Raw genomic sequence first — 23,957 nt, 5'->3', positions numbered from 1 at the left:
GCAGGCACCGGACAGGCAGCGTAGCTGGCTCGAACGGCCAACCACGCAAAACGGCAAGCACCGCCGCTTGAATCACCAACACCGTGCAATGGATAGCCAGCCGCTCAGGCGACGCGCTTTTTGGTTACTTTTTGTCGCTCGGACAAAAAGTGACCCGCCCAGGAGGGCGGAACCAGGCGGTTCCACAGCAACAACATGTCACCAACAGCGCGAGCTGTCGATCAGAGACAACAAGAGCGGCAGAACAACGCCAACATGTCACCAACATCGAGAGCCGCCGATCATCGATAAAGACACAACTCTACCGCCCATAAAAAAAGAGGCGCCGCAGCGCCCCTCTTTCACCCAACAACCCCATCAAACCTTAGAAGCCACCCACTCACTCACCCCAGCCAGCGCCTGCGGCAACTTGGCAGGCTCAGTACCCCCCGCCTGCGCCATATCCGGCCGACCACCACCCTTGCCACCAACCTGCTGCGCGACAAAGTTCACCAGCTCGCCAGCCTTCACCTTACCCGTCGCATCGGCAGTCACCCCGGCAATCAGGCTGACCTTCCCATCCGACACCGCACCGAGCACGATAGCCGCGCTCTGCAGCTTGTCCTTCAGCTTGTCCATGGTCTCGCGCAGCGTCTTCACATCCGCGCCGTCCAGCTGCGCAGCCAGCACCTTCAGCCCCTTCACGTCCACCGCCTGCGCCGCCAGCTCATCGCCCTGCGACGCCGCCAGCTTGCTTTTCAGCCGTTCCAGCTCCTTCTCCAGCGCCCGCACCTGGTCCTGCACCTGGCCGATACGCGGCACCAACTCCGACGGCTGCGCCTTCAAAACGGCTGCGGCTTCGTTCAGCTTGGCGTCCAGCTTCTGCAGGTAATGCAGCGCGTTGTCGCCCGTGATTGCTTCCACGCGGCGGATGCCGGCAGCAACACCGCCTTCCATCACAATCTTGAACAGGCCGATATCGCCAGTGCGATGCACGTGGGTGCCGCCGCACAGTTCCTTCGACGTGCCGATCGACAGCACGCGCACATCGTCAGCGTACTTCTCCCCGAACAGCGCCATCGCACCGCTCTTGACCGCGTCATCGAACGGCATGATCTCGGCATGCGTGTCTTCGTTGCGCAGGATCTCGGCGTTGACGATTTCCTCCACCTGGCGGATCTGATCTTCCGTCAGCGCCGCGTTGTGCGAGAAGTCGAAGCGGGTCTTGTCCGCATCCACCAGCGAGCCCTTCTGCTGCACGTGGCTGCCCAGCACTTCACGCAGCGCCTTGTGCATCAGGTGGGTGGCCGAGTGGTTGCGCACGGTGCGCGCGCGGCGCAGTGAATCGACCTGTGCCGTCACGGCATCGCCCACCTTCAGCACGCCGGCTTGCAGCGTGCCCTGGTGGCCGAACACGTCGGCCTGGATCTTGGTGGTGTCAGCAACGGCGAAGACAGCATTGTCTGCCTTCAGCACGCCCTGGTCGCCAGCCTGGCCGCCGGACTCGGCATAGAACGGGGTATTGTCCAGCACCACCACGCCGGTCTGCCCCGGCTGCATCGCGTCGACCGCGGCGCCGTCCACATACAGCGCGGTGACCTTCGCCTGCGGCAGTTCCAGCTTCTCGTAGCCGTGGAACACCGTCTTGTCGCCGGTGTACTCCAGGCCTGCGGCCATCCGGAACTTGCCGGCGGCGCGCGCCTGCTCGCGCTGGCGGTTCATCGCCGCATCGAACGCGGCTTCATCCACGCCGATTTCCTGCTCGCGGCACACGTCCTGCGTCAGGTCCAGCGGGAAGCCGAAGGTGTCATGCAGCTTGAACGCCAGTTCGCCGTCGAGCGTCTTGCCGCCCTTGAGCTTGAGCTCAGCCAGCGCCGCGTCCAGGATCGACATGCCGTTCTCGATGGTCTCGAAGAAGCGCTCTTCCTCGGCCTTCAGCACTTCGGTCACGCGCGACTGCGCCTCGGCCAGCTCCGGATAGGCCTGGCCCATCTGCTCGACCAGGTCCGCCACCATCTTGTGGAAGAACGGGGTCTTCTGGCCCAGCTTGTAGCCGTGGCGGATGGCGCGGCGGATGATCCGGCGCAGCACGTAGCCGCGGCCCTCGTTGCCGGGGATCACGCCGTCGACGATCAGGAACGAGCACGCACGGATATGGTCGGCGATGACCTTCAGCGAGTTCTGGTTCAGGTTGCTGGTATGCGTGTCGCGCGCGGCAGCCTTGATCAGCGCCTGGAACAGATCGATCTCATAGTTGCTGTGCACGTGCTGCAGCACAGCGGCAATGCGCTCCAGGCCCATGCCGGTGTCCACGCACGGCTTGGGCAGCGGCGTCATGTTGCCCTGCTCGTCGCGGTTGAACTGCATGAACACCAGGTTCCAGATCTCGATGTAGCGGTCGCCGTCTTCCTCGGGCGATCCCGGGGGGCCGCCCCACACGTCCGGGCCGTGATCGTAGAAGATTTCCGAGCACGGGCCGCACGGGCCGGTGTCGGCCATCTGCCAGAAGTTGTCCGACGCATAGCGCGCGCCCTTGTTGTCGCCGATGCGCACGATGCGCTCGGTCGGCACGCCCACTTCCTTGGCCCAGATGTCGTAGGCCTCGTCGTCTTCCGCGTAGACCGTCACCCACAGCTTCTCGGCCGGCAGCTGGTAGGTCTTGGTCAGCAGTTCCCACGCGTACAGGATGGCATCGCGCTTGAAGTAGTCGCCAAACGAGAAGTTGCCCAGCATCTCGAAGAACGTATGGTGGCGGGCGGTGTAGCCCACGTTCTCCAGGTCGTTGTGCTTGCCGCCGGCGCGCACCGAGCGCTGCGCCGAGGTGGCGCGGGTGTACGGCCGCTTGTCGGTGCCCAGGAACACGTCCTTGAACTGCACCATGCCGGAATTGGTGAACAGCAGCGTCGGGTCGTTCGCCGGCACCAGGCTGGACGAGCGGACCACGGTATGGCCCTTCGATTCGAAGAACTGCAGGAACTTGCTGCGAATGTCTGAGACTTTCATGGGATGGCGGACGCTTGCCTTGTCAGTGAGGACACCACACAGGGCGCGACGAGTCAGTATTGGATTTGCAAACCGTTGATTATACGGGCAAGCCAGCCCCAAAGGACACGCGGGCCACGCCGGGCCGGGGCGCTGCGCGGCCGGCCGGCTATCGCCCAAATCCGGCAACCGGAAGCGACTTATACGCCACTTCACACCACGCCTCACGCCGGCCCGGTGGTACAGTGCATTCCCCGCAATACCTCAGCATCCGCCTACCGCCATGGGAGCCTTAAGCCATCTCCGCGTCCTCGACCTGACCCGCGTGCTTGCCGGGCCATGGTGCGCCCAGAACCTTGCCGACTTCGGCGCCGATGTGATCAAGATCGAGCGCCCGGGCGCGGGCGACGACACCCGCACCTGGGGCCCGCCGTGGCTCAAGGGCACGGACGGGCGCGACACCGCCGAGGCTGCCTATTACCTGGCCGCCAACCGCAACAAGCGCTCGGTCACCTGCGACATCAGCACGCCGGAAGGCCAGCGGATCGTGCGCGAGCTGGCGGCGCAAAGCGATGTGGTGCTGGAGAACTACAAGGTCGGCCAGTTGAAGAAATATGGCCTGGACTACCAGTCGCTCAGGCAGGTGAAGCCGGACCTGATCTACTGCTCGGTCACCGGCTTCGGCCAGACCGGCCCGTACGCCGCGCGCCCGGGCTACGACTTCATTATCCAGGGCATGGGCGGCTTTATGAGCCTGACCGGCGAGCGCGACGACCTGCCCGGCGGCGGCCCGCAGAAGGCCGGCGTGGCGATCTCCGACCTGATGACCGGCCAGTACGCCACCATCGCCGTGCTGGCGGCACTCGCCCACCGCGACCGCACCGGCGAGGGCCAGTACATCGACATGGCACTGCTGGACGTGCAGGTGGCGATGCTCGCCAACATGAACACCAACTACCTGGCCAGCGGCGAGGCGCCGCGCCGCTGGGGCAATGCGCACCCCAACATCGTTCCCTACCAGACCTTCCAGGCCGCCGACGGCTGGATCATCGTCGCGGTGGGCAACGACGGGCAATTCCGCAAGTTCGTGACCGACGGTGGCATGCCCGAGCTGGCCGACGACCCGCGCTTTGCCACCAACCCGCAGCGCGTGGCCCACCGCGACGTGCTGGTGCCGATCCTGGCCGAGATGGTGCGCCCGCGCACCCGCGCCCAGTGGATCCGCGACCTCGAAGCGGCCGGCGTGCCGTGCGGCCCGATCAATACGCTCGACGACGTGTTCGAGGACGACCAGGTCAAGGCGCGCGGCCTGCGCGTGGACCTGCCCCACCCCAGCGCCGGCGAGGTCAAGCTGGTCGGCAGCCCGATCAAGATGAGCGCCACGCCGCCCGAGGCGCTGCGCCATCCGCCGCTGCTGGGTGAGCACACTGACGCGGTGCTGGCGGAAGCGCTGGGCTACAGCGCTGAGCAGATCGAAGCACTACGGGCAAAGGGTGTGCTGTAAGATTCTCCTCCTGCCGGCGGCCGGCATGGTCCCGCCGCCGGTTGTCTTCCGCACGCCGTTCAGTCCACGCTGAAGCTAAGGAGCAAAGGAGAACCCATGCTGACCGACGCCATCCTGGCCTTCCTGCATTTCCTTGCCATCTTCGTCCTGATCACGCTGATGGCCGCCGAGGCGGTGGTGCTGCGCCCGGAAATCACGCCGGCCGCGGTGCGGCGCCTGTCGCTGTATGACCTGTTCTACTTCCTGTCGGCGATGGTGGTGCTGGGCACCGGGGTGCTGCGGCTGTTCTACGGCGCCAAGGGCCTCGATTTTTACTTGCATAACCCGTGGTTCCACGCCAAGGTGGGCGTATTCGTGCTGATCGCGCTGTGCTCGCTGCCGCCGACCTTCGCCATCGCGCGCTGGCGCAAGCAGGCGCGCACGCTGCGCGATTACGTGCCGCCGCCGTCGGAGCTGAAGGCGGCGCGCCGCTGGGTCATGATCGAGGCGCACCTGCTGATCCTGCTGCCGCTGTGCGCGGTGATGATGGCGCGCGGCATCGGCGCCAGATAACAATCCCAATCCTGCTGTAGTCCCAGACATGCTGAAGAAACTGCTTGCCGCGGCCTTGATGGCCGCGATGCTGCCCGCCACCGCCGCCATGGCGGCGAATGCCTACCCGACCAAGCCGGTCCGCTTCGTCGTGCCCTATCCGGCCGGGGGACCGCTGGACACCGTCGCGCGCGCCATCGGCGAAAAACTGCGCGACAGCCTGGGCCAGCCGGTGGTGGTCGAGAACAAGCCGGGTGCCGGCGGCAACCTGGGCGCGGACTACGTCGCCAAGCAGCCGGCCGACGGCTACACCATCGTCATGGGCGCGGTGGCAACGCATGCCATCAACCCGACGCTGTTCAGCAAGATGCCGTATGACCCCGTGAAGGACTTCGCGCCGATCACGCTGGTGGCGGACGTGCCCAACGTGCTGGTGATGCATCCGGGCAAGGCGGCCGAGCTGCAGATCAACAATGTGCGCGACCTGGTTGCGTATGCGCGCAAGAACCCCGGCAAGCTGGACTACGCCTCGGGCGGCAACGGCAGCGCCGGGCACCTGTCGGGGGAGCTGTTCAAGAGCATGGCCAGGGTCAGCATGGTCCATATCCCGTACAACGGCGCCGCGCCGGCGCAGTTGTCGGTGCTGTCGGGCCAGACCGACCTGATCTTCGACAACCTGGCTTCGGCGTCGGCGAATATCAAGGCGGGCAAGCTCAAGGCCTTTGCCGTGACGACGGCCGGCCGCGCGGCGGCGTTCCCGGAGCTGCCGACCATTGCCGAGGCCGGCAAGGGGCTGGGGCTGGAGAGCTTCGATATCTCGACGTGGTTCGGCGTATTCGCGCCGGCCAATACGCCGCGGGAAATTGTCGAGCGGCTCAACCACGAGATCGTGGCGATCCTGAAGACGGAGGATATGAAGGCGCGGCTGGCGCGCATCGGCGCGCAGCCGGCGCCGACGACGCCGGAGCAGTTTGCGGCGTTGATTCAGAAAGAGTTGAAGAAGTATGCGCAGATTGTGAAGGTGTCGGGCGCGAAGGTGGACTGAAGCAAAGGCGCACGCAAACGCCTGCCCTCTCCCCCACCCCTCTCCCGCAGGCGGGAGAGGGGAGCTTGCTGCAGGCGTCGTCACACAACGAACGCCGTCAGCCCTGCTGGCGCGCCGCCTCATCCTTTTGCCGGCGACGCCAGATCCGTCCCCCGGAATCCCCCTCCAGCCGCGGCAGCAACAACCCCACCTGGATGATCTGCGCCCCCTCCATCCGCGTCACCGTCAGCGGCAACCCCGCAATCTCTACGCTGTCGCCTTCCACCGGCGGTGAGGTAAAGACCCGCTGCATCGCCGCCTCCAGCGTCAAAGGCTCCTCCTCCGGCGTCAGCGCGCGCATGCCGTACATCGCCGCCACTTCCTTCAGCGGCGCGTCGCCTGACAGCAAAAAGTCGTGCGACACCTCTTCAAAGGTCGGCGCGCGGCCCGGCGACTGGAACAGCGCCGACAGCATCGGCAGCGTCGTGGTCGGCGCCAGCACGCAGACGCTGTCGCCGGCGCGCAGCACGGTCTGGTCCGGTGCCGCCAGCGCGTCGTCGCGCGCCACGGTCATCAGCCGGCAGCGCGGCGGCAGTTCGAGCTGGTCGGCGCGGACGTCCTCCACCGGGGCATTCGGGCCCACGCAGAACTGCATCACCTCCAGGATCGGCGCGCGCGTGCCGCGCAGGCGCGAGCGTGCGACCGGCTCCGGGTAGCCGGGCCGGCGCACGCGTGCCAGCCGCGCCGCCACCGACACCGTGGTGCCCTGGAACAGCAGGCTGAACAGCACCACGGCAAAGGCGATGCGGAACAGCAGCCCGGATTGCGGCACCTCGCGCAGCAGCGGGAACAGCGCCAGCACGATCGGCACGGCGCCACGCAGTCCCATCCAGGCGATAAAGCCGGTCTCGCGCGCATTAAAGCGGAACGGCAGCAGCGCCAGCCACACCGCCACCGGACGCGCCACCACCATCAGGAACGCGGCCACCGCCGCGGCCGGGCCGGCGACTTCCCAGATCCGGTGCGGCGAGACCAGCAGGCCGAGCAGCAGGAACATCGCCGACTGCGCCAGCCAGGCCATGCCGTCCATCGCGCGCATGGTGTCGGAGGTGACCGCGCGCTCGCGGTTGCCGATCAGCATGCCGGTCAGGTACACCGCCAGGAAACCGCTGCCGCCGGCGGCCTGCACCAGGGCGAACACCATCGCGCCGCCGGAGCACAGCAGGATTGCCTGCAGCCCTTCGGCGACGTGGATGCGCTCCAGCACGGTGGCCAGGCAATAGCCCAGCGCCAGCCCGAGCACGCCGCCGACGCCGAACTGCACCACCAGCCGTGTCAGCAGCCCCAGCGGCGTCATGCCGTCTGGGGCAGTCAGCCATTCGATCAGCGTCAGCGTCAGGAAGATCGCCATCGGGTCGTTGATGCCCGACTCGATCTCGAGCACGCTCGCGACGCGCTCCTTGAGTCGGGTGCCACTGCTGTTGAGCGTCGAAAACACCGCCGCGGCGTCGGTCGAGCCGACGATGGCACCAAGCAGCAGCCCCAGGCGCCAGTCGATGCCGAGCAGCCACGCGGCGAACCAGCCCACCAGCCCGGCGGTCCCCAGCACCCCGACGGTCGCCAGCGACAGCGATGGCCGGAGCGCCACCCGGAAGGTGGCAAAGCGCGTGCGCAGCCCCCCATCGAGCAGGATGATGGCCAGCGCCAGGTTGCCGACCAGGAAGCTGAGCCAGGTATCGGAAAAACGGATGCCGCCCGGGCCATCCACGCCGGCCAGCATGCCGACGGCCAGGAAGACCAGCAGGACCGGCACGCCGAAGCGTGCCGAGAACGCGCCCAGCACGATGCCTAACGACATCACGACGGCGCCGATCAGGATGATGTGGTCGATGCTCTCCAAACCGCTCCTTGCGTTGCGTGGGTTCCGTTGCGGAACCCTACAAACCTTTCACCGCGACGGTCTCCCGGGTGGCGGCGGGTCGTCCCGGATGATAGCGCAGCGGCCCCGCCGGAGCGCCGGCCAACTACCCGCCAACCCGCCTCCAGCCTGCGTCCGGCGGCTCTTTTAAGCGCATTTTCACTAGGGGATACCCTCACCATGACCCTCTTTGCAGACATCTGAAAGGTAGCTGAAAGGTCGCCCCCTTAACTTCCACCCTGCCCCGCAGGAGGGCCCCGCGCGCAGTGCGTATTGATGCAGCGCAACAAGGGGTCAGCCGCAGATTTCAAGCGTCTAAACGAGGAGATTCACTTTGCGCATACGTAGCCAAAAGGACTTTGCCTCCGGCCTGATGTTCATCCTGGTCGGATTCGGCTTTTCCTGGGTCGCACGCGGCTATTCCATGGGAACCGCCGCAAAAATGGGACCCGGATACTTCCCGTTCTGGCTCGGCATCGTGCTTGCCCTGCTGGGCGTGCTGGTGCTGGCTGGTTCGCTGTCGACCAAGACAGAAGAAGACACGCTGGCCCGCTGGGACATCAAGACGCTGCTGTGGATCCTCGGTTCGGTCGTGCTGTTCGGCCTGCTGCTGAAGCCGCTGGGCATGGTGCTGTCGGTGCTGGTGCTGGTGCTGGTGTCGTCGATGGCCAGCCACGAGTTCAGCTGGAAGGGTGCCATCCTCAACGCGGTCATCCTGGTGCTGATCAGCCTGGGCGCGTTCGTGTACGGCATCAACCTGCAGATGCCGGTGTGGCCGGCTTTCCTGGCAAGCTAAGGAGCCCGCCAACATGGAACTTATCACCAACCTGGGTCTGGGCTTCGCCACTGCCCTGACCTTCCAGAACCTCGCATACGCCTTCCTGGGCTGCTTGCTGGGTACCCTGATCGGCGTGCTGCCGGGCCTGGGGCCGCTGGCCACCATCGCCATGCTGCTGCCAGTGACCTACACGCTGCCGCCGGTGGCCGCGCTGATCATGCTGGCCGGTATCTACTACGGCGCCCAGTACGGCGGTTCGACCACCGCCATCCTGGTGAACCTGCCCGGCGAATCGTCGTCGGTGGTGACAACCATCGATGGCTACCAGATGGCGAGACGAGGGCGAGCGGGGGTGGCGCTGGCGACAGCGGGTCTGGGCTCGTTCTTCGCCGGCTGCGTCGCCACCATGATCCTGGCCGCCTTTGCCGCACCGCTGTCGGAACTGGCGTTCAAGTTCGGCCCCGCCGAATACTTCTCGCTGATGGTGCTGGGCCTGATCGGCGCCGTGGTGCTGGCGTCGGGTTCGCTGGTCAAGGCCATCGCCATGATCGTGCTGGGCCTGCTGCTGGGCCTGGTCGGCACTGACGTGAACTCGGGCGCGGCGCGCTTCTCGTTCGACGTGCCGGAACTGACCGACGGCCTGAACTTCGTCTCTGTGGCAATGGGTATCTTCGGCTTTGCTGAAATCATTGCCAACCTGGAGCAGAAGGAACACCGCGAGACCTTCACCGACCACATCACCAACCTGTTCCCGACCAAGCAGGACTTCAAGCGCATGATCCCGGCGGTGCTGCGCGGCACCGCGCTGGGCTCGGCACTGGGCATCCTGCCGGGCGGTGGTGCCTCGCTGGCCTCGTTCGCGGCGTACTCGCTGGAGAAGAAGACCTCCAAGTACCCGCAGGAATTCGGCAAGGGCGCGATCGAAGGCGTGGCGGGTCCGGAATCGGCCAACAACGCGGCCTCGCAGACCTCGTTCATCCCGCTGCTGACGCTGGGCATTCCGCCCAACGCGGTGATGGCGCTGATGGTGGGTGCGATGACCATCCACAACATCCAGCCCGGCCCGCAGGTGATGACCAGCAACCCGGCGCTGTTCTGGGGCCTGATCGCCTCGATGTGGATCGGCAACCTGATGCTGATCGTGCTGAACCTGCCGCTGATCGGTATCTGGGTGAAGCTGCTGAAGGTGCCCTACCGCTACCTGTACCCGGCCATCCTGACGTTCTGCTGCATCGGCGTGTACTCGGTCCAGAACACCACCTTCGACGTGTTCCAGACCGCTGCCTTCGGCGTGATTGGCTACCTGTTCATCAAGCTGCGCTGCGAACCGGCACCGCTGCTGCTCGGCTTCGTGCTGGGGCCGATGATGGAAGAGAACTTCCGCCGCTCGCTGCTGCTCTCGCGTGGTGACTTCAGCGTGTTCTTGACGCGTCCGCTGTCGCTGGGCCTGCTGATCGCCGCCGCGGTGCTGGTGGTGATCGTGGCGCTGCCGTCGATCAAGGCCAAGCGCGAAGAAGCGTTCCAGGAAGAATAAGCAAGTAACAACGCCGGTGCCTGCACCGGCGGCACAACGCAAGACTAGGGCACCGCGAGGTGCCCTTTTTTTGTTGTGCGCCGATTTGCGTGACCGTTCAGGAACACGAAGAGCCAGCCGCACACGGGAGAATGCCCCCCGCAACCGCCGCCCGACGACCTATATTACTGACACGTGGACAACTGTCGCGATGAGCGCGTCGGAGGTTGAAATCATGACCATGGCTACCACGCTGGCGAGATGCCTGAGCAACAAGCAGACCCGGTTCGACACCGTTCGCCACCCCTACAGCCCCAGCAGCAGCGTGGCCACTGCGCAGGCTGCAAACATTCCCGGAGACCGTCTGGCCAAGACCGTCCTGCTGGAGGACGGCAGCGGCTACGTCGCAGCCGTGATTCCTTCCACCCACCACCTGAAACTGTCGGAAATCTGCGAGCAGACGGGCCGCAAGCTGTCGCTGGCGCACGAGGATGGCGTGCGCGAAGTGTTCAGCGATTGCGACCGCGGCGCGATCCCGCCGGTCGGCATGGCGTACGGCACGCAGACCTGGCTCGACGACAGTCTGCTGACGCACCCCGACGTCTACTTCGAGGCGGGCGACCATCAGGAACTGGTGCACATGAGCACCGATCAGTTCCTCGAACTGATGGCCGACGCGCGGCGCGGGCATTTCGCGCACCGGACGATGTAGGACAGGGTCATGCCCTGACAAGCCAAGCGGCCGGCGCCTGCCGGCCGCTTGTCTTTGCGTGGGCCGCTTAAGCGACGTCGAACCGGTCGAGGTTCATCACCTTGACCCAGGCGGCAACGAAGTCCCGGACGAATTTCTCCTGCGCGTCCTCGCTTGCGTAGACCTCGCAAAGCGCCCGCAACTGGGCATTCGAACCGAACACCAGATCGACGCGGGTACCGGTCCACTTCTTCTCACCGGTCTTGCGGTCACGCCCTTCGAACACGTCCCTGTCCTCCGACAGCGGCTTCCACTCCGTAGACATGTCGAGCAGGTTGCGGAAGAAGTCGTTGGTCAGCGTTTCCGGCCGGTCGGTGAAGACGCCATGCGCATCCTGCCCGGTATGGACGTTCAGCACGCGCAGCCCGCCGATCAGCACCGTCATCTCGGGCGCGGTCAGGGTCAGCAATTGCGCCTTGTCGATCAGCAGCGCCTCCGCCGGGACCGCGTACTTCTGCTTGAGGAAGTTGCGGAAGCCGTCTGCCTTCGGCTCGAGCGCGCCGACCGACAGCACGTCGGTCTGTTCCTGCGAGGCATCCATGCGGCCCGGCGTGAACGGCACGGTCAACTGATGGCCGGCCTTCTGCGCGGCCTGCTCGATCCCGGCATCACCGGCCAGCACGATCAGGTCGGCGAGCGAAATTTTCTTGCCGCCGGACTGCGCGCCGTTGAACTCGGCCTGGATCCCTTCGAGCATCTTCAGCACCTTGGCCAGCTGCTCGGGTTCGTTGGCTGCCCAGTCCTTCTGCGGCGCCAGGCGGATGCGCGCGCCATTGGCGCCACCACGCTTGTCCGAACCGCGGAAGCTGGAGGCCGAGGCCCAGGCGGTCTGCACCAGCTGCGAGACCGGCAGCCCCGACGCCAGGACCTTCTGCTTGAGCGCGGCGACATCCTGCTCGTTGACCAGCGGATGGTCGACCGCCGGGATGGGATCCTGCCAGATCAGTTCTTCGGCCGGCACTTCCGGGCCGAGGTAACGGGCGCGCGGGCCCATATCGCGGTGGGTCAGTTTGAACCAGGCGCGGGCAAAGGCATCCTCAAGCTGGTCAGGATGCTCCAGGAAGCGCCGCGCGATCTTCTCGTAGTCCGGGTCGAAACGCAGTGACAGGTCCGTGGTCAGCATCATCGGCCGCAGCTTCTTCGACGGATCGTAGGCGTGCGGGATGGTTTCCCCGCCGTCCTTGGCCACCCACTGGTTGGCGCCCGCGGGACTCTTGATCGGCTCCCAATCGTGGCCGAACAGGTTCTCCAGATAGCTGTTGCCCCACTTCGTCGGGGTATTGCTCCAGGTCACCTCCAGCCCGCTGGTGATCGTGTCGGCGCCCTTGCCGGTGCCATAGGTGCTTGACCACCCCAGGCCCTGGAGTTCAAGGTCGGCACCCTCGGGCTCGGCCCCGATGTTGTCCGAAGGGCCGGCACCGTGTGTCTTGCCGAAGGCATGGCCGCCCGCAATCAGTGCGACCGTCTCTTCATCGTCCATCGCCATGCGCGCGAAGGTCTCGCGGATATCGTGCGCCGCGGCGAGCGGGTCCGGGTTGCCGTCGGGGCCTTCAGGGTTCACATAGATCAGGCCCATCTGCACGGCGGCCAGCGGGTTCTCCAGGTGGCGGCCATGGTCGGTACGGCTGGCCTCGGCGCCATGCATGTCCTCGTCGGCGACGAGCACGCCTGCGTCATCGTACTTGCCGGCGGCACCCTTGCCGTAACGCAGGTCACCGCCCAGCCAGGTCTTTTCATCGCCCCAGTACGTATCCAGGTCCGGCTCCCAGGTGTCTGCGCGGCCACCGCCGAAGCCGAAGGTCTTGAAGCCCATGGTCTCGAGCGCGACGTTGCCGGTCAGGACCAGCAGGTCGGCCCAGGAGATCTTCTGGCCGTACTTCTGCTTGATCGGCCATAGCAGCCGGCGCGCCTTGTCCAGGCTGACGTTGTCCGGCCAGCTGTTGATCGGCGCGAAACGCTGCTGGCCGCGCCCTGCGCCACCGCGGCCATCACCGATGCGGTAGGTGCCGGCACTGTGCCAAGCCATGCGGATGAACAGCGGACCGTAGTGGCCGAAGTCCGCCGGCCACCAGTCCTGCGACTCGGTCATCAGCGCCGCGAGGTCCTTCTTTACCGCCGCCAGGTCCAGGCTCCTGAAGGCTTGCGCATAGTTGAAGTCCGCGCCCAGCGGGTTGGACTTGCCGGAATGCTGGCTGAGCAGGTCCAGGCGCAGCTGACTTGGCCACCAGTCGCGATTCGTGGTACCGCCGCCGGCGGTATGTGTGAAGGGACACTTTGCTTCGTTAGACATGCGTTCTCTCCTTGTGGGACGTACTGAACACGCCTGCAGCGATGGCGCCGGGGGTCGCTGTTGCAGCGATCCCGCTCTGGTGAATCTTGCGAATCCGCGCCGGGAATCTCCTTCAAAAGCATGCCGGCTGATGACTGCCGGTGCACGATCCGCATGGGCGTACGCCGACGCGGCAGGTCGGGCGCCCATGGCAATGCAGCCGCGTCAGCGGCTGTCCGCAACCCAAATATATGCACAGCGGGACGCCAGGAGAATGCGATTCTGACTATCCTCCCGATAGACCGGGGTTATGGTGTCGACGCAACGCTCACTGGACGCCGAACAGCTCGCTACAGGCCGCCCGCACGGCCGCGGTCACCTGCCCGCGCCCGTGGGCGCGCCGCTCCAGCATGCCGATGTGACGCATCACCGGCTCGCCGTTGACCAGCAGCGGCAGCACGCGCAGCGCCTCATCGTCGCGCCAGCGCGCGCGGCGCAGCAGCGGCACCACGGTCACACCCACCTCTTGCCGCACCAGTTCGACCAGCGCCTCGATCGCGTTCAGCTCGAGGAATTCATTGACTTTCAGGTGCGCGCGCCGCAGCGCGCGCTCGATCAGCACGCCGGTGCGCTGGGTCCGGTCAAAGCGCAAATAGGGATTGCCGGCGAGCGCCTCGCGTGCGTCACGCCCCGGGCTGCCGCGCGCGGCGATGGCGACCAGTGGCTCCTGGTACAGCGGCGTCCAGCGCAGCGTGCCGGGCACACGGGTGGCGCCCTCGACCAGGATCGCGGCGTCGAGCTCGCCCGCCTCCACCTGCGCAGCCAGCTCGATCGACTTGGCGCCGACCAGGCGCACATCCAGCGCCGGATAGGTGCGCTTCATCCGCGCCACCGCGTGCGACAGCCCGCCCATTACCGACACCACGGCGCCTACCGCGACCGCGCCGGCCATGGCCTGGTCCGATGCCAGCGGCTGGCGCATCTCGTCATACAGCGCCAGCAGCTTGCGCGCCTGCGGCAGCAGCGCGCGGCCGTCGGCATTGAGCACCGCCACGCGGCCATTGCGGTCGAACAGCTCGCGGCGCAGCTCGTTTTCCAGCGCGCGCATCTGCAGGCTGACCGCGGCCTGGGTCAGCGCCACCTGGCCGGCGGCCGCGGCGAAGGAGCCGTGCTCGGCCACGGCGACGAAGGTTCTGAGGAATCGGACAGTGCTCATGGACGCACCCGGCAAACAAGGACAGGACGATGCCGGCAAGGACATGACACTTAAGTTTTCCTTGTGACAGTGGAAAGGAATATTAGCTTTCTTTGTGTCCGGCAGCGCGGAATAATGAAGGGCGGCTCATGAACTGGATCCACACGAAGCCGTTCGCCTGACACCGGAGAGAAGAATGAAAACCTGGCTGCGCCTCGTCGGCATTGGCCTTGCCTCCGGCCTGTGCCTGGCCGCCACGCCCGCACTGGCTGACAACTATCCCAGCAAGCCGATCCGCCTGATCGTGCCCTTCCCTGCCAGCGGCGCCACCGACCTGCTGGCGCGCGCGATCGCGCAGAAGGTCGGCGCCGGCATGGGCCAGCAGATCGTGGTCGACAACCGGCCCGGCGCGGGCGGCGCGATCGGCTCCGACATGGCCGCCAAGGCCGCGCCCGACGGCTATACGCTGCTGATCGCCACCACCAGCACGCATTCGATCGGACCGTATATCAATACCCGGCTGCCGTACAACACCGAGACCGATTTCACGCCGGTGGGCCAGGTGGCGATCGCGACCAACGTGCTGGTGGTGCCCAACAGCCTGCCGGTGAAGAACGTGCGCGAACTGGTCGACTACGCCAAGAAGCATCCCGGCGAGCTCAACTACGCCTCCAGCGGCAACGGCACCGTGGTGCACCTGACCGCCGAAGCGTTCAAGGCGCAGGCGGGCGTGTTTATCACCCACATCCCCTACCGCGGCACTGCGCTGGCCGTGCCTGACCTGATTTCGGGCAAGGTGCAGGTCCTGTTCGACAGCATCGTGTCGGGCCTGCCGCATGTGAAGGACGGCAAGCTGAAGGCGCTGGCGGTGACCAGCGCCAGGCGCTCGCCGCTGGCGCCGGAAATCCCGACCGCCAGCGAATCGGGCCTGCCCGGCTTCGAATCCGATACCTGGTTCGGCATCTATGGCCCCAAGGGCCTGCCGGCCGATATCGTCAGCCGCCTCAACGCCGAGTTCAACAAGGCGATCCAGTCGCCCGAGGTGAAGGAACGCCTGGGCAAGCTGGGTGCCGAGCCGGTCGGCGGCACGCCGGCGCAGTTTGCTGCGATGGTGAAGAAGGACAGCGCCCGCTGGGGCAAGCTGATCAGCGATCGCAAGATCACGGCAGAATAATGGCGAGGGCCGCCCCAGGCCACCGCCGGCAAAGGACAGAGACAAGCATGCAGAACTTCAACTGGACCAACCCCTACCCCTCGGTGCGCATCCCGCTGTTTGCGCGCAACGTGGTGTCCACCTCGCACCCGCTGGCCGCGCAGGCCGGGCTGCGCATGCTGCTCAAGGGCGGCAATGCGGTCGATGCCGCGATTGCCGCGGCGGCAGCCATCACCATCGTCGAGCCGGTGTCGTGCGGCCTGGGCAGCGATGCCTTCGCCATCCTGTGGGACGGCAAGGAACTGCACGGCCTGAACTCCTCGGGCGTGGCGCCGGCCGCGTGGAATCCGGAGTATTTCAAGAACAAATACGGCACCGACGCCAACGGCCTGGCGAATCGCCCGGTGCGCGGCTGGGACTCGGTCACCGTACCCGGCGTGATCGCAGGCTGGGCCGCGCTGCACGAGCGCTTCGGCAAGCTGCCGTTCGCCGACCTGATGGAACCCGCGATCGAGATCGCCGAGCGCGGCTACGCCGTGCCGCCGGTGGTGGCGCACAAGTGGGCCGCCGCGGTGCCTGAGCTGAAGGACCAGCCCGGCTATGCCGAGACCTTCATGCCGCACGGCCGCGCGCCGCTGGTCGGCGAGAAATTCACGATGAAGGCCGCCGCCGAGACGCTGCGCAAGATCGGCGAGACGCACGGCCGCGCTTACTACGAAGGCGAGATCGCCGAGAAGATCGCCGCGTACAGCAAGCAGTGCGGCGGCGCGATGACGCTGGACGACCTGCGCAACTACCGCCCCGACTGGGTCAAGCCCATCAGCAAGTCCTACCGCGACTACGAGCTGCACGAGATCCCGCCCAACGGCCAGGGCATCGCCGCGCTGATCGCGCTGGGCATCCTCGGCCAGTTCGACATGGCGTCGATCCCGGTGGATTCGGTCGATTCGCAGCATCTGCAGATCGAGGCGATGAAGCTGGCCTTTGCCGACCTCTACCGCTACGTGGCCGATCCGCGCAGCATGGAAGTCACGCCGGAAGACATGCTCGACGACGCGTACCTGAAGTCGCGCGCGAAGCTGATCGACATGCAGCGCGCCACGCATTTCAACTTCGGCATGCCCAAGGTGGGCGGCACCATCTACCTGACCGCCGCCGACGAGAACGGCATGATGATCTCGTTCATCCAGTCCAACTACATGGGCTTCGGCTCGGGCGTGGTGGTGCCGGGCACCGGCATCAGCCTGCAGAACCGCGGCGTGGGCTTCTCGATGGATCCGAAGTCGGCCAATGTGGTTGCCGGCGGCAAGCGCCCGTTCCACACCATCATCCCGGCCTTCCTGACCAAGGGCGGCCGGCCCGTGATGAGCTTCGGCGTGATGGGCGGCGACATGCAGCCGCAGGGCCACCTGCAGACCGTGGTGCGCATGCTCGACTACAACCAGCAGCCGCAGGCCGCGTGCTGCGCGCCGCGCTGGAAGGTCAACCGCGACTTCACGCTGGATGTGGAGGGCACCATGGACCCGGCGACGGTCGAGGGGTTGAAGGCGCGCGGGCACAAGTTGAAGTCGGTGGACGATCCGTATATGGATTTTGGCTCGGGGCAGTTTATCTGGCGGTTGTCGGAGGATGCCGAACATGGGTATGTGGCGGCCAGCGACAGCCGGCGGGACGGGCAGGCGGTGGGGTTCTGATTCCCTCTCCCCTCAGGGGATAGGGCCGGGGTGAGGGGTGGTCTAGCAGGGAGCCACCTCAAGCAGGGCCAACGTTTTTGGGTGCACCAAAGCCGCCCGAACTAGCCTAAGCAAGGTGTTCTCCCTCTCCCCTCAGGGACCTCAGGGGGAGAGAGCAGCTTGCTGCAAGCGTCGTCGCAAACCAATGCCACGCGCCGCAACTGGCCCGCCCGCAACCACACCAACTGTGCATGGCACCCGCGCCCGCGCTCCGTACACTTGTGCTCGACAAGCCCCCCGGAGCCCCCGCGCCATGACCACCTACGCTTTCCGCCTGCTCAACGTCTTTGCCGAATCCACCTTCGGCGGCAATCCCCTGTGCGTGTTCGAGGACGCGCGCGGCATGGACGATGCCACCATGCAGGCGCTGGCGCTGCAGTTCAACCTGTCGGAAACCACCTTTATTTTTCCGTCGGAGAACGCCAGCGCGCGTGTGCGCATCTTCACGCCGGGCTATGAGATGCGCTTCGCCGGCCATCCGACGCTGGGCACCGCGCACGTGGTGCGCGAGCTGTGCCGCACCGGCGACGCGCTGACGCTGGAATTCCTGGCCGGCGTGGTGCCCGTCACCGCGCAGGGCGATGTCTGGACCTTTACCGCCCCGCACAGCGGCAAGCCAAAGACCGCCCCGGCCGGCCTGCCCGACGCCGAACTGGCGAGCCTGCTCGGCCTGCACGCACGCGACCTGCTGGTCGCGCCGATGTGGGTCGATACCGGCGCCGACCAGTTGCTGGTGGCGGTACGCAGCACCGAGGCCGTGCGCCGCGCCAACCCGGACAGTTCGCGCCTGGAGATCTGGCCGCAAAGCAGCCTGGGCCGCAAGACCGCCTATGTCTTTGCCTTCGATCCTGAACAGCCGGGCCGCATGCTGTCGCGCTACTTCTTCACCAAGCAAGGCGGCGGCGTGGCCGAAGACCCGGGCACGGGCTCGGCCTGCGCCAACCTCGGCGGCTGGCTGCTGGCCACCGGCCATGCGCTGCCGGCGGAATACGTGATCGACCAGGGCGAGGCCGTGGGCCGGCCATGCCGGCTGTGGCTGGCGGTCGGTGCCGACGGTGCGATCCGCGTGGGCGGCCGCGTGATCGAAATCGGCCGCGGCACCGTGACCCTGTAAGCGCACCTGCGCTACATTGACGGCTTGCACCTGCCGACGCTAACGCCCGATCCGCCATGACCTCGCACGCCATCACCTCGCTGGCCGAACTGGAAGCCCTGTACGCACAGCCCGCCGCGCCGTCGCTGACCAAGGAAGTCGACTACCTGCACCCGCACTACCGCGCCTTTATCGAGGCAGCGCCGTTCTGCCTGCTGTCGACCGTGGGCGAGCGCTGGGCCGAATGCTCGCCGCGCGGCGATGCGCCCGGCTTCGTGCAGGTGCTGGACGAGCGCACGCTGCTGCTGCCGGACCGGCGCGGCAACAACCGCATCGACAGCCTGCGCAATATCGTCGCCGATCCTCGCGTCGGGCTGCTGTTCGTGATTCCCGGCGTCAACGAGACCATCCGCGTCAACGGCACCGCGCAGATCAGCACGGACCCCGAGCTGATCGCGCGCTGCGTGGTCGACGGCAAGGCGCCGACCACGGTGCTGGTGGTGACGGTGCAAGCGGTGTTCTTCCAGTGCGCCCGCGCGCTGATCCGCTCGCGGCTGTGGTCGGCCGACGCGCAAATCGCACGCAGGACCCTGCCCAGCAACGGCGAGATCCTGGCCACGCTGAGCGACAACGCCATCGACGGCGCCGCCTACGACCGCGACCTGCCCGAGCGGCAGCGCACCACCCTCTACTAGGCCTCCTCCCCGCTTACGCGCGTGGCAGCCACCCGGGCGCATGCGTGCCGAGCGGCTCCGACGGCAGCGTCCAGCGCGCCGGCGTTTCCGACAGATGCGCCGCATGCCGGACGGTGGTCAGCATGCCGAATCCGGAGGGCACCGCTTCGAGCAGGTCGGCGATATCGTCGATCTTCTGCTCGGGCGCCTTCAGGCCGTCTGGCACCCTTCCCAGTCCGCGCAGCCACTGCCCCACCTGCGCCAGCGATACGCGCACATGCCAGCTTCCGCCCTCGACGGCACGCCGGTGCAGCGCGGCCATCGCGCCGAACGCCAGCAGGTAGCCCGCGGCATGGTCCAGCACCTGCGCCGGCAGCGGGCGCGGCGTATCGCTGCCGGCGGCCTGCGCTTCGGCATGGTTGAAGCCGGTCGCGATCTGCACCAGCGAATCGAAGCCGCGCTTGTGCGACCACGGCCCTACATGGCCGTACGCGCTCAGCGACACATAGACGATGCCCGGCCGCGCCCGCGCCGCGGCTTCGGGCCCGGCGCCCAGCTCGGCCAGCCCGCCGGGGCGATAGCCCTGCACCATCACATCGGTGCCGTGCAGCAGCTTGTGCAGCGTGCGCTTGTCGTCGGGATCGCGCAGGTCGAGCTGGCAGCTGCGCTTGCCGCGGCCGGTATCAATCACCAGCGGCGGGATCGACGGCAAGTGCGCCGCGGTGACCAGCAGCACGTCGGCGCCGTGCGCAGCCAGCGTGCGCCCGGCCACCGGGCCGGCGATGATGCGGGTGAAATCGAGCACGCGCACGCCGGACAGCGGTTGCGCGTCTGGCGATGCCGGTGGCGGCAGCGGCTGCGGCGGCGCGTCGCCGATGCGCTCCAGCGTCACCGGCGGCAACCCGCGCAACGCGGCGGCATGGGGATGGCGGTCCCATTCGTCGAAGCTGCGCATGGCAGCGACCACCATGCCGGCGTCCGATGCGGCGGTTTCGAAGGCCTCCGCCTCCCACTTTTCCAGCGCGGCCTGCACCGCCGCCTTGTCGTTGGCGCAGCCCAGCAGGCGCAGCACGCCATCGCGGTGATGGGGAAAATTGGTATGCAGCCTGACCCAGCGGCCGTCGCCGCAGCGGTAGACGCCGGCGATCTTGTCCCACAGCTCGGGCGCAGGACCGCCGTCCACGCGCAGGTAGCGCTCGCTGCGGAACTCGGTGATGGCGTGGCGCATGTCGACGCCGACCTGCTGCCAGCGGCCGGTGCGGCTGTGCCACAGCGCGGCCGCCGCCAGCGCCGACGCCGCCAGGCTGGCCTGTGCCGCGGTGCCGACAGCGAAGGTCGATGGCAGTACCGGCTCGGCGCCGTCCAGGTTCAGGTGAGCCAGTGCCTCCGCCGGCAGGCCGGCGTCGCGCCATAGCGCGGCGACAACATCGGAGGGCTCGGGCGGCGTGGGTGCCGCATCGGGAAGAGTATTCATGAGCGTTCCTGCAACGATGGTCGGAATCCGGCGCCAAGGGCCAGCCGGCACGGGTCTTTATGCTACTCCGACACATCACTTTCGTCGCAGCGGCACGGATCGGCGCCGCGCAAACCCGCGATATGGCCGCAAATCAGCCGCTGCTCAGGCCGTGCGGCGCCGCCGGCACGGTAAAATCCCGGTATTGGCATTCCGCCACGCAATCTGACGACCCGGCCGAACCTTGGGAACCCTGTGCGGTAACACCATTGCGGCCGGCCAACCGGCGCCACCATGAGCCACGACAACAAGCCTACCGACAGCACCCCCGCCGCCTCCAATTTCCTGCGGAGCATCATCGACCAGGACCTCGCCGCCGGCACCTACGCCGGCCGCCAGGACAAGGCCGGCGAACCGCTGCCGACCGTCATCACCCGCTTCCCGCCGGAGCCCAACGGCTACCTGCATATCGGCCATGCCAAGAGCATCTGCCTGAACTTTGGCCTGGCGCGCGACTACGGCGGCCGCTGCCACCTGCGCTTTGACGACACCAACCCGGTCAAGGAAGACACCGAATACGTCGATTCGATCATCGACGCGGTGCACTGGCTGGGCTTTTCGTGGGACAGCCAGGGCAAGGACGGCGAAAAGCACGCCCACCTGTACTACGCCAGCGACTATTTCGACCAGCTCTACGCGTTTGCCGAGAAGCTGATCGAGCGCGGCGCCGCCTACGTCGACAGCCAGACCGCCGAGCAGATCGCCGCCAACCGCGGCAATTTCTCCGAGCCGGGCAAGCCCTCGCCGTACCGCGAACGCAGCGTCGAAGAGAGCCTGCAGCTCTTCCGTGACATGCGCGCCGGCAAATACGCCGACGGCGAGCACGTGCTGCGCGCAAAGATCGACATGAGCGCGCCCAATATCGTGATGCGCGACCCGGTGATCTACCGCATCCGCCATGCGCATCACCACCGCACGGGCGACAAGTGGTGCATCTACCCGATGTACGACTTCACGCACTGCATCTCGGACGCGATCGAGAACATCACGCACTCGCTATGCACGCTGGAGTTCGAGAACAACCGCCCGCTGTACGACTGGGTGCTGGAACACCTGCGCGACTGCGGCGTGTTCCATGACCCGCTGCCGCACCAGTATGAGTTCGCGCGCCTGAACCTGACCTACGCCATCACCAGCAAGCGCAAGCTCAAGCTGCTGGTCGACGACAAGCGCGTCGACGGCTGGGACGATCCACGCATGCCCACCCTCGTCGGCATCCGCCGCCGGGGCTACACGCCGGAGTCCATCCAGCTCTTCTGCGACCGCGTCGGCGTGGCCAAGGCCGACAGCTGGATCGACATGAGCACGCTCGAAGGTGCGGTGCGCGACGACCTCGACGGGCGCGCCGCGCGCGGCGTCGCCGTGCTGGACCCGCTCAAGCTGATCCTGGACAACTACCCGGAGGGCCAGAGCGAGGAATGCTCGGCACCGGTGCATCCGAAGAAGCCGGAACTGGGCAAGCGCGTGTTCCCGCTGTCGCGCGAGCTGTGGATCGAGCGCGAGGATTTCAACGAGAACCCGCCGAAGGGTTACTTCCGCCTGTTCCCGGGCAACAAGGTGCGCCTGAAGTACGGCTACGTGATCGAGTGCACCGGCGTGGACAAGGATGCCGACGGCAATGTCGTGGCGGTGCACGCCAGCTATCTGCCCGACACCAAGAGCGGCACGCCGGGCGCCGACAGCGTCAAGGTCAAGGGCGTGATCCACTGGGTCAGCGCAGCGCACGGCTATGAGGCCGAGGTGCGACTGTACGACCGCCTGTTCAACGATCCTAACCCGGACGCCGGCGGCAAGAACTTCCTGGACGCGCTGAATCCGGACTCCAAGAAGGTGATCACCGCCTACCTGGAGCCGGGCCTGCGCGAGGCGCAGCGCGAAGACCGCTTCCAGTTCGAGCGCCACGGCTACTTTGTCGCTGACCGCATCGATTCGCAGCCGGGCAAGCCGGTCTTCAACCGCATCGTCGGGTTGAAGGACAGCTGGGGCAAGTGATGGCCAGATCAGGCATACAGACCATTACCTTCCCGCTCGAGGGCGAGTTCATCGCGCTCAATGACCTGCTGAAGCTGGCGGGCGTGTGCGACAGCGGCGGCGCCGGCAAGGCGCTGGTCGCCGCGGGCGAGGTGTCGGTGGACGGCGCGCCCGAATCGCGCAAGACTGCGAAGATCCGCGCCGGGCAGGTGGTCGGCCTGGCGGGTATCGAGATCCGCGTGGTCGCGGCCTGACCGCGTAGAGCGGGTCATGGACGGCCGCTGCCGCTGAGGGCCGCGCAGGCGTCGCCACCGAAAGGACGAAAGGACTGCAACCATGCCGATCGCGTTCTGGTGCGTGCTGCTGGCCGGCATCCTGCCGCTGGTAACGGTGGCGATCGCCAAGGCCAGCGCGCCGGGTTTCGACAACCATGACCCGCGCGGCTGGCTGGACAAGCAGACCGGCCGCGCGCGCCGCGCCGACATGGCGCACCGCAATCACTTCGAGGCCTTTCCCTTCTTTGCCGCCGCGGTGCTGGCCGCCAGCTACCTGGATGCGCCGCAGGCGCGCATCGACGAATTGTCGGTGGTGTTTATCGTTACCCGCATCCTCTACACCGTGTGCTACCTGGCCGACCGCGCCACGCTGCGCACGCTGTGCTGGACCATCGGCTACCTGTCGGTGGTGGGGATCTTCCTGCTGCCGGTCTTTGTCCACTGAGCCATGAGCCGACGACGCGCGCTGATTTTCGTTGCCGCCATCAGTTGCGCTGCCAGCGCGCTGGCGGCCCCGGTCGAATACACCATCGACCCGACCCACACCACGGTCTATTTCGCCGCCAGCCATTTCGAGCGCAGCTCGGTGCGCGGGCGCTTCGGCAAGATCGACGGGCGCATCGTCTATGACGCCGACAATGGCGCCGGCGCATTTGACGTGACGGTGGACCTGGCGTCGGTCGATACCGGCAACCGCACGCTGGACGGCGTGCTGCGCTCGGCACAATTCTTCGATGTCGCCCAGTACCCCGTTGCGCGCGTGCGCGCGCAGCGCTTCATCGCCGAGAGCGGCCGGCTGGTCGCGGTCGAGGGCGAACTGACGCTGCATGGCGTGACCCAGCCGGTGCGGCTGCAGGCCGAGCGCTTCCGTTGTGGCGAGGTCACCCTGTTCGGCGTCAGCCGCCAGGTCTGCGGCGGCGATTTCCGCGCCGAGGTGCCGCGCAGTGCCTTCGGCATGACCCGCTTCCTGCCTGACGTGGGCGACACCGTAACGCTGCAAGTGGCGGTCGAGGCATCGCCCGCGGGCGTGCCTGCGCAATAACCCGAAGCGAACCGGAAGCGTCACCTGTGGCGCGTTTTTCTCTTGTAGAATCAGCGCTT

At 66.8% G+C, this 23,957-nt stretch carries 19 protein-coding genes; 14 read left to right on the top strand and 5 right to left on the bottom strand.

Features of this window, described 5'->3' with window-relative positions; genetic code table 11:
* Positions 1-357 precede the first annotated feature (357 nt).
* Positions 358-2,982 carry an alanine--tRNA ligase gene (gene alaS, locus AB1I47_RS12020; protein WP_354683976.1) on the bottom strand — a complete coding sequence of 875 codons (2,625 nt, stop codon included), beginning with the start codon at positions 2,980-2,982 and terminating at the stop codon, positions 358-360.
* A 262-nt stretch (positions 2,983-3,244) separates the two neighbouring features.
* On the opposite strand from alaS, the gene AB1I47_RS12015 reads away from it, so the two are divergent.
* The 3 genes from AB1I47_RS12015 (at position 3,245) to AB1I47_RS12005 (ending at position 6,041) form a co-directional block, all read left to right on the top strand.
* Entirely contained in the window at positions 3,245-4,465 is a 1,221-nt protein-coding gene (locus tag AB1I47_RS12015; protein WP_354683975.1) for a CaiB/BaiF CoA transferase family protein, read from the top strand.
* Between the two features lie 96 nt (positions 4,466-4,561).
* A complete protein-coding gene (locus AB1I47_RS12010; RefSeq protein WP_354683974.1) occupies positions 4,562-5,017 on the top strand; it encodes a DUF2214 family protein in 456 nt (151 codons plus the stop codon).
* Between the two features lie 28 nt (positions 5,018-5,045).
* Positions 5,046-6,041 carry a Bug family tripartite tricarboxylate transporter substrate binding protein gene (locus AB1I47_RS12005; protein WP_354683973.1) on the top strand — a complete coding sequence of 332 codons (996 nt, stop codon included), beginning with the start codon at positions 5,046-5,048 and terminating at the stop codon, positions 6,039-6,041.
* 97 nt (positions 6,042-6,138) lie between these two features.
* On the opposite strand, the gene AB1I47_RS12000 is transcribed toward AB1I47_RS12005, so the two are convergent.
* Positions 6,139-7,920, bottom strand: coding sequence for a potassium/proton antiporter (locus AB1I47_RS12000; protein ID WP_354683972.1), 1,782 nt, complete (start codon positions 7,918-7,920; stop codon positions 6,139-6,141).
* A gap of 352 nt (positions 7,921-8,272) precedes the next feature.
* Here AB1I47_RS12000 and AB1I47_RS11995 point away from each other — a divergent pair, with 352 nt between their 5' ends.
* The 3 genes from AB1I47_RS11995 to AB1I47_RS11985 all read left to right on the top strand — a co-directional run bounded on the left by AB1I47_RS11995 (position 8,273) and on the right by AB1I47_RS11985 (position 10,941).
* Positions 8,273-8,734 (top strand): tripartite tricarboxylate transporter TctB family protein, encoded by a 462-nt coding sequence (locus AB1I47_RS11995; protein WP_354683971.1) that lies wholly within the window; start codon positions 8,273-8,275, stop codon positions 8,732-8,734.
* 13 nt (positions 8,735-8,747) lie between these two features.
* Entirely contained in the window at positions 8,748-10,250 is a 1,503-nt protein-coding gene (locus tag AB1I47_RS11990) for a tripartite tricarboxylate transporter permease (RefSeq protein WP_354683970.1), read from the top strand.
* Positions 10,251-10,464: 214 nt separating this feature from the next.
* Positions 10,465-10,941, top strand: coding sequence for an aminoacyl-tRNA deacylase (locus tag AB1I47_RS11985; RefSeq protein WP_354683969.1), 477 nt, complete (start codon positions 10,465-10,467; stop codon positions 10,939-10,941).
* Positions 10,942-11,008: 67 nt separating this feature from the next.
* Here AB1I47_RS11985 and katG read toward each other — a convergent pair whose 3' ends face one another.
* Both katG and AB1I47_RS11975 read right to left on the bottom strand, forming a co-directional pair.
* The gene (gene katG / locus AB1I47_RS11980; RefSeq protein WP_354683968.1) at positions 11,009-13,270 is read right to left on the bottom strand and encodes a catalase/peroxidase HPI; all 2,262 of its coding nucleotides are present in this window, start codon (positions 13,268-13,270) and stop codon (positions 11,009-11,011) included.
* Between the two features lie 307 nt (positions 13,271-13,577).
* On the bottom strand, positions 13,578-14,465 hold the full coding sequence (locus AB1I47_RS11975) for a LysR substrate-binding domain-containing protein (protein ID WP_354683967.1): 888 nt from the start codon (positions 14,463-14,465) through the stop codon (positions 13,578-13,580).
* A 175-nt stretch (positions 14,466-14,640) separates the two neighbouring features.
* Here AB1I47_RS11975 and AB1I47_RS11970 point away from each other — a divergent pair, with 175 nt between their 5' ends.
* From AB1I47_RS11970 to AB1I47_RS11955, 4 genes are all read left to right on the top strand, one after another.
* Positions 14,641-15,618, top strand: coding sequence for a Bug family tripartite tricarboxylate transporter substrate binding protein (locus tag AB1I47_RS11970; RefSeq protein WP_354683966.1), 978 nt, complete (start codon positions 14,641-14,643; stop codon positions 15,616-15,618).
* Positions 15,619-15,665: 47 nt separating this feature from the next.
* The gene (ggt, locus tag AB1I47_RS11965; RefSeq protein WP_354683965.1) at positions 15,666-17,291 is read left to right on the top strand and encodes a gamma-glutamyltransferase; all 1,626 of its coding nucleotides are present in this window, start codon (positions 15,666-15,668) and stop codon (positions 17,289-17,291) included.
* A 292-nt stretch (positions 17,292-17,583) separates the two neighbouring features.
* Complete coding sequence (locus AB1I47_RS11960) at positions 17,584-18,444, top strand: PhzF family phenazine biosynthesis protein (protein ID WP_354683964.1); 861 nt, start codon at positions 17,584-17,586, stop codon at positions 18,442-18,444.
* A gap of 56 nt (positions 18,445-18,500) precedes the next feature.
* On the top strand, positions 18,501-19,118 hold the full coding sequence (locus AB1I47_RS11955; protein WP_354683963.1) for a pyridoxamine 5'-phosphate oxidase family protein: 618 nt from the start codon (positions 18,501-18,503) through the stop codon (positions 19,116-19,118).
* A 13-nt stretch (positions 19,119-19,131) separates the two neighbouring features.
* On the opposite strand, the gene AB1I47_RS11950 is transcribed toward AB1I47_RS11955, so the two are convergent.
* The gene (locus AB1I47_RS11950) at positions 19,132-20,571 is read right to left on the bottom strand and encodes a CoA transferase (RefSeq protein ID WP_354683962.1); all 1,440 of its coding nucleotides are present in this window, start codon (positions 20,569-20,571) and stop codon (positions 19,132-19,134) included.
* Between the two features lie 273 nt (positions 20,572-20,844).
* On the opposite strand from AB1I47_RS11950, the gene AB1I47_RS11945 reads away from it, so the two are divergent.
* The 4 genes from AB1I47_RS11945 (at position 20,845) to AB1I47_RS11930 (ending at position 23,898) form a co-directional block, all read left to right on the top strand.
* A complete protein-coding gene (locus AB1I47_RS11945; protein WP_354683961.1) occupies positions 20,845-22,602 on the top strand; it encodes a glutamine--tRNA ligase/YqeY domain fusion protein in 1,758 nt (585 codons plus the stop codon).
* Positions 22,602-22,835 (top strand): RNA-binding S4 domain-containing protein, encoded by a 234-nt coding sequence (locus tag AB1I47_RS11940; RefSeq protein WP_354684025.1) that lies wholly within the window; start codon positions 22,602-22,604, stop codon positions 22,833-22,835. The genes AB1I47_RS11945 and AB1I47_RS11940 overlap by 1 nt, the downstream gene beginning before the upstream one ends.
* Positions 22,836-22,917: 82 nt before the next feature.
* Positions 22,918-23,301, top strand: a complete 384-nt coding sequence (locus AB1I47_RS11935) for an MAPEG family protein (protein ID WP_354683960.1) — start codon at positions 22,918-22,920, stop codon at positions 23,299-23,301.
* A gap of 3 nt (positions 23,302-23,304) precedes the next feature.
* A complete protein-coding gene (locus tag AB1I47_RS11930; RefSeq protein ID WP_354683959.1) occupies positions 23,305-23,898 on the top strand; it encodes a YceI family protein in 594 nt (197 codons plus the stop codon).
* The last annotated feature ends 59 nt before the right edge of the window (positions 23,899-23,957 follow it).

The organism is Cupriavidus necator, assembly GCF_040578825.1.
Lineage (GTDB): Bacteria > Pseudomonadota > Gammaproteobacteria > Burkholderiales > Burkholderiaceae > Cupriavidus > Cupriavidus necator_E.
This window is presented reverse-complemented; position numbering and strand designations above follow the sequence as displayed.

Coding starts and splice junctions, on each gene's coding strand:
- alaS (WP_354683976.1), bottom strand. CDS start 2,982: ATGAAAGTCTCAGACATTCGCAGCAAGTTCCTGCAGTTCTTCGAATCG.
- AB1I47_RS12015 (WP_354683975.1), top strand. CDS start 3,245: ATGGGAGCCTTAAGCCATCTCCGCGTCCTCGACCTGACCCGCGTGCTT.
- AB1I47_RS12010 (WP_354683974.1), top strand. CDS start 4,562: ATGCTGACCGACGCCATCCTGGCCTTCCTGCATTTCCTTGCCATCTTC.
- AB1I47_RS12005 (WP_354683973.1), top strand. CDS start 5,046: ATGCTGAAGAAACTGCTTGCCGCGGCCTTGATGGCCGCGATGCTGCCC.
- AB1I47_RS11990 (WP_354683970.1), top strand. CDS start 8,748: ATGGAACTTATCACCAACCTGGGTCTGGGCTTCGCCACTGCCCTGACC.
- AB1I47_RS11985 (WP_354683969.1), top strand. CDS start 10,465: ATGACCATGGCTACCACGCTGGCGAGATGCCTGAGCAACAAGCAGACC.
- katG (WP_354683968.1), bottom strand. CDS start 13,270: ATGTCTAACGAAGCAAAGTGTCCCTTCACACATACCGCCGGCGGCGGT.
- AB1I47_RS11975 (WP_354683967.1), bottom strand. CDS start 14,465: ATGAGCACTGTCCGATTCCTCAGAACCTTCGTCGCCGTGGCCGAGCAC.
- AB1I47_RS11970 (WP_354683966.1), top strand. CDS start 14,641: ATGAAAACCTGGCTGCGCCTCGTCGGCATTGGCCTTGCCTCCGGCCTG.
- ggt (WP_354683965.1), top strand. CDS start 15,666: ATGCAGAACTTCAACTGGACCAACCCCTACCCCTCGGTGCGCATCCCG.
- AB1I47_RS11960 (WP_354683964.1), top strand. CDS start 17,584: ATGACCACCTACGCTTTCCGCCTGCTCAACGTCTTTGCCGAATCCACC.
- AB1I47_RS11955 (WP_354683963.1), top strand. CDS start 18,501: ATGACCTCGCACGCCATCACCTCGCTGGCCGAACTGGAAGCCCTGTAC.
- AB1I47_RS11950 (WP_354683962.1), bottom strand. CDS start 20,571: ATGAATACTCTTCCCGATGCGGCACCCACGCCGCCCGAGCCCTCCGAT.
- AB1I47_RS11945 (WP_354683961.1), top strand. CDS start 20,845: ATGAGCCACGACAACAAGCCTACCGACAGCACCCCCGCCGCCTCCAAT.
- AB1I47_RS11940 (WP_354684025.1), top strand. CDS start 22,602: ATGGCCAGATCAGGCATACAGACCATTACCTTCCCGCTCGAGGGCGAG.
- AB1I47_RS11935 (WP_354683960.1), top strand. CDS start 22,918: ATGCCGATCGCGTTCTGGTGCGTGCTGCTGGCCGGCATCCTGCCGCTG.
- AB1I47_RS11930 (WP_354683959.1), top strand. CDS start 23,305: ATGAGCCGACGACGCGCGCTGATTTTCGTTGCCGCCATCAGTTGCGCT.